This window comes from Nostoc sp. FACHB-152, from assembly GCF_014697475.1.
Lineage (GTDB): Bacteria > Cyanobacteriota > Cyanobacteriia > Cyanobacteriales > Nostocaceae > Nostoc_B.
Window position 1 is genome coordinate 1 of record NZ_JACJRV010000045.1, and the last position, 9278, is coordinate 9278.

Annotated in this window: 7 protein-coding genes; 3 read left to right on the forward strand and 4 right to left on the reverse strand. The window is 40.2% G+C overall.

Features of this window, described 5'->3' with window-relative positions; translation table 11 throughout:
* The first annotated feature begins 417 nt into the window (after positions 1-417).
* Positions 418-912: a hypothetical protein gene (locus H6G76_RS23440; RefSeq protein ID WP_228014315.1), complete on the forward strand. Its 495-nt coding sequence runs from the start codon at positions 418-420 to the stop codon at positions 910-912.
* A 92-nt stretch (positions 913-1004) separates the two neighbouring features.
* On the opposite strand, the gene H6G76_RS23445 is transcribed toward H6G76_RS23440, so the two are convergent.
* Together H6G76_RS23445 and H6G76_RS23450 are read right to left on the reverse strand one after the other, a co-directional pair.
* The gene (locus tag H6G76_RS23445) at positions 1005-2249 is read right to left on the reverse strand and encodes a ParM/StbA family protein (RefSeq protein ID WP_190706293.1); all 1245 of its coding nucleotides are present in this window, start codon (positions 2247-2249) and stop codon (positions 1005-1007) included.
* 224 nt (positions 2250-2473) lie between these two features.
* Positions 2474-3058 (reverse strand): hypothetical protein, encoded by a 585-nt coding sequence (locus H6G76_RS23450; protein WP_011316726.1) that lies wholly within the window; start codon positions 3056-3058, stop codon positions 2474-2476.
* A gap of 944 nt (positions 3059-4002) precedes the next feature.
* On the opposite strand from H6G76_RS23450, the gene H6G76_RS23455 reads away from it, so the two are divergent.
* Both H6G76_RS23455 and H6G76_RS23460 read left to right on the forward strand, forming a co-directional pair.
* Positions 4003-4527 (forward strand): plasmid mobilization protein, encoded by a 525-nt coding sequence (locus H6G76_RS23455; protein WP_224311653.1) that lies wholly within the window; start codon positions 4003-4005, stop codon positions 4525-4527.
* Between the two features lie 296 nt (positions 4528-4823).
* On the forward strand, positions 4824-6278 hold the full coding sequence (locus H6G76_RS23460; RefSeq protein WP_190706296.1) for a relaxase/mobilization nuclease domain-containing protein: 1455 nt from the start codon (positions 4824-4826) through the stop codon (positions 6276-6278).
* Between the two features lie 160 nt (positions 6279-6438).
* Here H6G76_RS23460 and H6G76_RS23465 read toward each other — a convergent pair whose 3' ends face one another.
* Positions 6439-8625 (reverse strand): ATP-binding protein, encoded by a 2187-nt coding sequence (locus tag H6G76_RS23465; RefSeq protein ID WP_190706298.1) that lies wholly within the window; start codon positions 8623-8625, stop codon positions 6439-6441.
* A 35-nt stretch (positions 8626-8660) separates the two neighbouring features.
* Complete coding sequence (locus H6G76_RS23470) at positions 8661-9248, reverse strand: hypothetical protein (protein ID WP_190706301.1); 588 nt, start codon at positions 9246-9248, stop codon at positions 8661-8663.
* Positions 9249-9278 lie beyond the last annotated feature (30 nt).

Genomic DNA, 9278 nt, shown 5'->3' on the forward strand with positions numbered 1-9278 from the left:
TATTGACATTAAGTCCTAATAAGCGTCCTTTCTACCAACAAGGTCAAAGAGCTATGAGACTTATTCTGTCTGCATTCTAGCCCTTTTTGTAGCCCCTTAAGGTTTAAAGCAGTCTACTACGGGCTACAAGAAACCTGGGGTAAAACTATTCAAGCGCAGTCACAGACTAACTGGAATAAAACACAATGGGATACTTTTAAAGCCAGATTTATTGCTACATTCGGCTCAGTCGAAAACCCCAAATATAGTGTACAACAAATGGTTGACTATTCCATTAAGCACTTCAACAAAGGCTTAGAAGAATTACTCGAAGTCAACAAACGTACTTGGCTACAACGCGAACGTTTATTAGCAAAATAATCACAAATCATCTGATTTTACAGAAAATCTCGCTCATACAGAGTGGGATTTATTTTTTTGACTAATGCTGACGCAGCTAAAAGCGAAACACTCATCAAGGAAACAACTATGGCTGCTAATAAATCTACTAAAGCTCAAGCTGCTACAGTCGATGATTCAACAATGGAGCAATTCAAGATTGAATCATTCGACGTGCGTAAATACAACACAATTTTCTATTCAATTCGTGACCTTTACGGACGCGAATCACAACGGCAACTGGGGTCTGACAATTTCGATTGGAAAGCTTTTAAGCTTCAGTTTGAAATTTGTTTTGGTCGTCCTGAAGATTGTCGTTACACCACAGAACAATTATTGAATTTCGCCAAATACAAATTCAACATGAGTTTGGAAGACTTGTTAGCTTATAACCGTAAATCATGGGAACTCCGCAAAAGACGAGAACAACAATATGCAGACATGGAGCAAATTAACTCTGTAATTCAGCACATTCCAGAAATTACCAATTCTCACGTTGATTGCTCCCAAATGCTAGAGCAACAGCCATACTAAAATCTCAAAGAATCAGTTAGAAAGTACTGTTTTATGCAGCACTTCACTCTAGCTGATTCTTTTTTTACTACATTTATTTTTGCCTGAACCTATCAAACATTCTCGTTTACAGCAATAAAGGTACTAGGCCGCTCACAAGGCGTAAAGTTATACCTACGTTTGACTTCTTCACCTGTATTATTTGTATTACCTTCAACAGATTTATTTAACGGTACAACCTCAGAGCGTATATAACCAGTTAACTTATCAAACTGAATAATCATGTGCTGGTGAAAAGCCCAAACATCCGCCATCCGATTGCCCATACCAGAAGATATTTCATCAGGTATAAAAATATTAGCGTGCCAGGATACTTTCATCCCCTCTTTCTGGAAGTAAGCATCTATTTCAGGACGAATGTAATCCGCAGTTCCTCCGCAAAATACTAGTTCTTCAATATCCTCATCCATCTTTGAGCGCAACCACCTGGCGATCGCACGCCAATATTCGTCTCTAGCAAGTAATAAAGCTTTGGACATCAACTCTCCATCAAGTTGAATCTCATCACCTTTGCGCTTGCGTGAGAGTTTTTGCATCACCTGGGGGTCACAACTGGCTCCAGCTTCTATCAGTACCTCAATAATATTGGAATTATCAGGGCTTAGTCCCGATGTTTTGGAAATCAAATTATTTACTAACCAAGACATACCAAAATTGCTGGTTATTCCTGCGCCAATCGAACCACTCCGAAAGGTGAAAATACTAGCGTTGCGATAACCAAGCATTACGTACATCGAAACAGGTACACGATCGCCAAGCGTTCGCCTACGGTGGAAAAATATTCCACTACCTTCAGAAGCTGCATCATAACGAAGCATTTTCACCCGCATCTTACCTGCTGGTGTATCAAACCCCCGAAACGTATCCTTCAACCGAATTTGTAACTGTTCCTTGTCTTGCACTTCACCCGGCGGCAGCAGGACACTCAAGTAAGCTGCAACATCATTACCCAGGTTCAACTTCTCCTTAGCCAGCCAAAATGCTCCGCAAATTTTGGGAACTGCTAGTTCGTATTTTAACTCCCTCAGTTGCGATATACCCCCAAACCGACGACGAGCAAGTTCTCCCAAGGCGTAATACTCATCACCAATTCCTACCCAAGCACGAGATTCAGGACTACCTTCTTGTTGGACGCTTTCAACTGAGGCTTTAGCAACATCCGCTATTTCTGAGTCTAAAAGTAAAACAACAGGCTTTCCTTCTGGATACTCCTGAACGATAGCCTTGGTTTTACTCGCACCCATATCAATCGTAATTACTATCTTTTTTAAATCTGATTTCTCCTTAGTTTTGGGCATATATAAAGGTTTCAATTCATCTCTGCTATTGCTTACAATTTAACCTTTATAAGTATTAACTCGGTATGGAAAAAGGCTTACTTTACAGCAGTATTACCCTGTCTTAGAAAAAATTTTACAATTATCATCCATTTTTTTTGCAGCGCAGACGATGACCTCACTACCTTGATACCCAAATCTATAGGGTGGACAATCTACAAATGAGATCGCTGGATACAGTTTCCTTACTCTAAACGAAATCCCGGATCAACTTCTATCTCTGCTTTAGCAATCACATCATCTTCATCATCATTGAAGAAATCATCATCCAAATCTTCCTCTTGAAAAGACTGTTCCTCCACAACAAGCGGCACCTCTGATGAAACAGAAACATCATCGGTCGAAACTACGCCCGTAAAAAAACTCGCACTCTTCTCTGCTTGAGCCTGAATATCAGTTGCAGCTATCAGAGAAAAAACTCCACTACCATGAGGTTGTGTGGTAGTTGCAGCAGAAGTGGGAAGTCCACTACCATAAGGCTGCACTAGCACTACTTGGGCAAGTCCCTCCATCCCGAAAGCCCGTTTCATCTTAATTATTTGTACTTCCAACTGCGCGATCGCATCTAATACGCACGAAGATAATTTTTCACCCCTTACACCCTCTGAGTAGAGCATATAGGGGAGATAGAGAGGAATTATCGCCTCCATTATCATATCCCCCCCTCCCTTTTCACTGTCCTTCAGGTATTGCAACAATCTCGCTTCACTAGAACCTTTCTTTCTTGCCACTGACAATTCTACATAATCTGATTGCACCTTCCTTGGCATAATTCCCCCTCCGAGTTAGTTACAACAATCAACAGTAATAAAACAATCTCAACTTTTAACCTAATTAACTCAAATTACAATTAGCCAATTTTATACTACATGATGTAGTAATTAGTAATATTAAAACCACTTATTTGATAGGCTTAATCAACATTTCCAGTAATGTAAAAGTGACTAAAATTACTATATCTGTACGCCCCAAGCTACTTCCTCAGTACTCTCCCGCAACTTGCCGAGTACTCACTGACTAAGTGGTAAAAAATCTCTATTTATTAGTTAAATTATTAATTTAGTATACTTTTTCCATTTAAATTAGACCTACATAAGACACACGCACTTCCCTAGTACTCACCGCTTACTCTCTGCTTACTTTTCCCGTACTCACTGCACGCTCTACTACATCCTACCCTCGCACTTGGTGCAATCATGCTAGTAAACAAGGTATGGCAAATGGGCCTATTTCAACCTAGATTTATTATCAATAATTACAATTAATTGATAATAAGTTCTATACAACTTATATTTTTATATGCTACAAAAATACAAAATTGTAGTACAAACCTAATCTAATTAATATACGCTCAATTTTAAACAAATCATTTTTAGTTAATTTTATACATTAAATTAAGTTTATATACTTAGGTAAAATTTCACGATCGCATACTTGATTATTGACTGATAATCTTTTTTATAACTACAATGGCACGATTACTGCACGGCTCTCAGCATTCTACAATAAATAAAATATGTATTATTTTTAACAAAAAACACAATATTCTCCTTCTCTAGTTAAGGACAGGAAATAAAGACTAAATTTTATAATTAAGTAAGTATTTTTACATAGAGAATAATCTGCGATCGCATAGTTCGACCCTAACAGCATAATGCTTGTAAAAGCGATTTCACAGCAGTTGCAGTACTATTACTAGAGTCATATAGCCGCAATGTCAGTTATACCAAGGATAACGGCTATATTATCCGCAATGGTAGTGTGCGTGAGAAAAGTGGAACTTTTGGTTGTCCAACGAGTTCCCTGGCACAGTACAGAAAAGCGTGATACTTCCCCCAGTCCAATGATTAAACAAGGTATGGTAAATAGGCCTGCTAAACGAACCAAATTAGTTAAGGTATACGTCTTTGAGGAAGAAAAAAACGCCATTGAGGAGAAAGCCACCGCCACAGGACAAACGGCATCTGAGTATCTACGTTCATGTGGGTTAAGACGAGTGCTAGCAGCAAAACCACCCGCAGATGTAATAACCATCCGTGCTACGGCAGGAACCCTCAAAAGCGAACTGATGATGTTATCTCACCTTGCCAAGGAAACAAACAACCAACAAATTATTAACCAAGTCGAAATTGCGATCGCACTCGTAGATAAAACTATTGCTGCTGCATTTAATATAGAGATCGCAGGCTCTAAACAAGACGCTGGGAATCCTGTACACAACCAAGAAATAGAAAAATAAGCTTGTTGAGAACTTATACTAATCAATAACGAAGTATTCAAATTTGAATACTTCGATACAAGTGCTGATATATATAGAAAGTAGAGAAATTAAGAAGCGATAAATCTCTATTTTGTTTATTGATATTAGTTGAGATTAGGCAATAATTAAACTTTGTTCAAATCTTTACAGTCAAGTTCTTTGCGTTTCTAAGTAGAATTGCTAGGTTGGAAAAACGTTCTTAGCTACTAAACTCTAACCTCAAGTTGATTCCTGTCATCTATAAAAAACCCAACTTTCTGGACACGCTCAAATATGTGTTGGGCAAAGATGATGCTGCGATTGTCGATACTAATATGATGGGAACAAGGCCAGATGAATTTAATCAGCAGTTTCTCAACATCAAGTACACCAACAAAGCAGTTAAACGGCAGTGCGCTCACCTCATCATCTCAATCGCACACCGCCCCAACTACCACGAGCATTTATCGGACAGTCAGTACAGTTATGTAACACGAGAATATCTCAAAGATATGGGATACTTGCCCAAGGAAGAATCATCTGTAGCAGCTACCAGTCAGTTTGTTGCAGTACGCCACCACGATCGCAACCACGAACACCTGCATATAATCGCTTCCCGGATTCGGTTAGATGGTAGTTTAGTTAATGATTCCTATGATTATTTCAGCTCCCAAGTCTCTACTAGACGCATCGCGGCGGAACTAGGATTGGAAGTAACACCGACAACAAATGAAGCCGTCGCCTCTAGGTTAGAGCAAGAGTACGGAATAATTACACTCATCAGTCCCAACCGATCAAAAAGTATTAGAGCAGTCAACAGTAAGCACAAAACCCCAACAAGTAAGGAAATTATTCGCCAAGCAATAGGAGAAGCCATTAAGGATAGTCCCACAGTTTCTACGTTCATTAAACGCCTGGAGGAAAACAACATTGGAGTATTGCCTAAGATGCAGGGGGAAGAACTACTTGGCTTTACCTATATCCATAATGATGTCAAAATTGCAGGTTATCAAGTATACAAACCTTATAGCTGGAACAAACTGCGGTCTGAATATGGAATCATGTACGACCCAGGTAAAGATAAAGAAGTAATTAAAAAAGCTAAAGCCAAAGCAATTGCTCGCATAAATAGCATAATTTTAAGTAATAATGATTACTTATATAGTGATAAAGCTACTAGCAGCAGTACAAGTGATAGTAATAGTGATACCGATAGTAACTCTAAAAAACTTGTTACTACATATACACTAAACAGTAATTATCTCAGTAATATTTCGACAATACAACCCAAATCAGAAGATAACCCCACTTCAGAAGCAAATAACACCAAGAAAAAAGTTCAGCCGCATCCCCAAAAACAGTACGCACAACAGGATATTTCAGAAGAAAACGGTCTTACTGCTAAACAATTCCTGGAAGAGCAATCTTCCTATGTTCCTCCTTTTCTTAACCTTCTGCCTTCTACTCTCAAACATTTGCCTTCTATAATCACTGACTATATGCTTGTTACCAATAACTTCCGTATAAAAGGACGGGAGTTGAGTGCCAGCTTAGATAGCAATACTCTGAGTGTTTGCCGTCATGGGGATAATACTCCTGTGATGCAAACCTGCTACAGTCAGAGAACTTGGTACGAAGAGATACCAACTCGACTAACAACAAATGAAATTGAGCAGATTGAAAGTTTGCGTTTCTTTACCCAACAAGCATTAATCAATCAACAGCGATCGCAAACAGGTATTGAGCAATAGTAATCTGTAGATAGAGAGAAAACGGCAAACATAAGATTGTTGGCGTTGTAATTTAATTTTTTGACCTTGTAACAATCTTAGCGATCGCACTTCGTCTATCTAGTTAAGCAAATTCTTATCTAGCAAACTTTTTGGGCTGTTCTATCCGTCGAACTCACGTTTAATTAAACCCCCTAGCATACTCACCAAACTCTCCTTCTGAGAGCATTTTGCCCATTTTTTGGTACTCTCGTCGAGTCGCCGAAATCAGATGATCCATAGAAATCGCTCCGCCATCATCTGCTGCGAGGAAGGCAGATGCTAGGGCGATGTTGCGAATGTTACCTCCAGCAATCTCGAAGCGTTGTGCCATGAAATCCAAATCCAAATCTGGGCTGCAGGGAGTAGTTTTAGGGAAGATTTGCTCCCAAATGCGGCGGCGCTCTTTTTTGTTGGGGAAAGGAAATTCTATACTGAAGTGCATCCGTCTGACGAAGGCATCGTCCATATTTTTGCGTAAGTTTGTTGCCAAAATCACAACTCCCTGATACTCTTCTATCCTCTGCAATAAATAGCTAATTTCGATATTGGCGTAGCGATCATGAGAATCTCGGACTTCGCTACGTTTACCAAACAGCGCGTCGGCTTCATCGAAAAAGAGAATGGCGTTGCTAGTTTGAGCTTCGTCAAAAATACTAGACAGATTTTTTTCGGTTTCGCCAATATATTTGCTAACTACGCTCGATAGGTCGATTTTGTAGAGAGCCAAGCCTAATTCTCCAGCAATAATACCAGCAGACATAGTTTTGCCTGTGCCAGGAAGTCCGGCGAAGAAAACGTTGACTCCCTTGCCCAAAGCTAGTTTGCCATCGAAGCCCCATTCATCGTAGATTAAAGTGCGGTACTTGACCGAATTACAGATTTCTCGTAGCATTTGCGTCTGTTCTGGAGGTAGAATTAGGTCGTCCCAGTAGTAATGCGGGTTGATTTTAGTCGCTAAATTGCTCAATTTACGGTTAGACTGCAAGCGACACCCAGCATAAATATCCGCCATTGTCAACTTTTGCTGCTGTGGGTCGCGCCAATAAGCTATATTCCTAGCAGTAGCTATTGCGTCTTTAATTTGACCACCACTGAACCGGAATTTACTGGCTAAGATATTTAAGTCTGTTGCAGAGCCGTAACCTGTTTCTCCTTTGAGGCTCTTTTGCCACAGTTGCACCCGTTCGGCATTGGTCGGGGTGGAAAACTCAACCCGCAAGAAGGGAATATCTTGTAAGGCATCTACTGGTTCCCAAGTAACTTCTCCGGCGAGAAAAGTCAGTAAGGTGGCATCTTCCAACTGTTGTATGAGTAATTCCAGTCGCGCCTGTTTATCATTCTCCAGTAAACGGTCAAAGCCTTTCCAGTAGATAGCGGCATTCTGCAAACGTGCTTCACGACAAACTAAATTTATGGCTGTATCAAATGCTATGGCTTCTGTGTTTAGCAGACGTTCTCCATCGACAATCAACAACCCTGTGTTAACTTCCCGACACAGTGCCTCCGCAGTTGCTTGTTTGCCGACACCGTAGGTTCCCTGAAAATAGAATATACATCCCTCTGTTAGTGCTTGTGGTTCTTGAGTTAATAGCTGGAAGCGTTGTTTTATTTCGGTTGGTAATAATAGTTGCTCTAACTTGACTTGCGGTAATTTATATTTAGTATAAATGCTGATTTGGGAGTCAATTTCGTCAATGTCAAGTAAGTAATTTACTATTCGCTCGCTTATTTTGAGATACTTGCTTAGAAGTGGTTGCTGTGCAGATGGGTCATCGCATAACTGTAGTAAGTTATGTTTTATAAGAGGGGCACTGGGAAGAAAATGTTTGCGTGCTGCTAGTTTAGCTTCTAGGGAAGGACACAATAAATTTAAAACTAAATCGACGCTGGGACGCTTTTTTGTAACATCGCTTTGCAGGTAAGAGTAAAGGCTTTCGTAACGCAAATCGAGTTCTGGGGCAAAACAAATCAGGAGGATGTTAATATCAATAGTGGTAAGATGAAAGAGAAGGGCTAATTCCTCTAAGCGTAGGGTAATACCTTGTTGAATACTGGCTGCTTTGCGCTCTTGAATATTTGTAGCTAATTCCTCAAAGACAGCTTCAACTTCATCATCATCGAAGGGAGTAGTTGCCGTTGCCCAATGCGGCTGACCGATTGGTTTGGCGAGTAATTCCTCTAGTTCGTCTTCAGATATATAAAGTCCTTGAAATGCTGCATCGTTTGATTGGTTTTCCTGTAAGCGTTGAAGCTGGACTTGAATTAGCAGGTCAATTCGTTCGAGTTCTGCTAATATGTGTTGTAGTGAGGTGGCATAATATTGCATAATTGGAGTAAATTTTAATATATATTTTTGTTAATTTATATTTCTGAATCAAAATCGCCACCAGCAAATGAGCGAAGACCACGAGATTTGAAGGATGCGGCAATAGCATCCCGTGCCATTTGGCTATATTCCTGATTTTGCTGTTCTTCTAAGGGTTTTTCTAGTTCCACCAATACGCCTTTGTCCAATGATGCGATGAATTCATCAATTTTCTGCCCAACTAATTCGGGAGATTGGTCGATTTGGTTGGTAAATTCTGGCAGTAGGCTGATAAATTCTTGGAGGTACTGTTCTGTTTTTGTGGAGGAGAATAATTCTTGCAGCTTTTGGGGGAGTTCCTTTTCTATCTCCTCGCTAATTTCAATTCCCTGTACTTGTAAAGTTTTGCGGAGGGAACGCAAACGCGCACGGGCAGCTTTAATTTTGGTAGGTTTTTTAGAGGTGGAGTCGCTGACAAATTCTTTCAGTCCATTGTAGAGATTGAGAAAAGCGGCTTGGGCGGCTTCTGGATTGTTTTCCAGTTCTTCGGGGGTAAAACCTAAGAGTGTGGTGATGAGGGTTTGGGCTGTTTGGGTTTGGTCGGATGATGGATCTGGTTGTGATGTCTGCGTTGGGGAAGTCATGGGGTTGCAAAAGGTAGTTTTTGTTTGGGC

Coding starts and splice junctions, on each gene's coding strand:
- H6G76_RS23445 (WP_190706293.1), bottom strand. CDS start 2,249: ATGCCCAAAACTAAGGAGAAATCAGATTTAAAAAAGATAGTAATTACG.
- H6G76_RS23450 (WP_011316726.1), bottom strand. CDS start 3,058: ATGCCAAGGAAGGTGCAATCAGATTATGTAGAATTGTCAGTGGCAAGA.
- H6G76_RS23455 (WP_224311653.1), top strand. CDS start 4,003: ATGTCAGTTATACCAAGGATAACGGCTATATTATCCGCAATGGTAGTG.
- H6G76_RS23465 (WP_190706298.1), bottom strand. CDS start 8,625: ATGCAATATTATGCCACCTCACTACAACACATATTAGCAGAACTCGAA.
- H6G76_RS23470 (WP_190706301.1), bottom strand. CDS start 9,248: ATGACTTCCCCAACGCAGACATCACAACCAGATCCATCATCCGACCAA.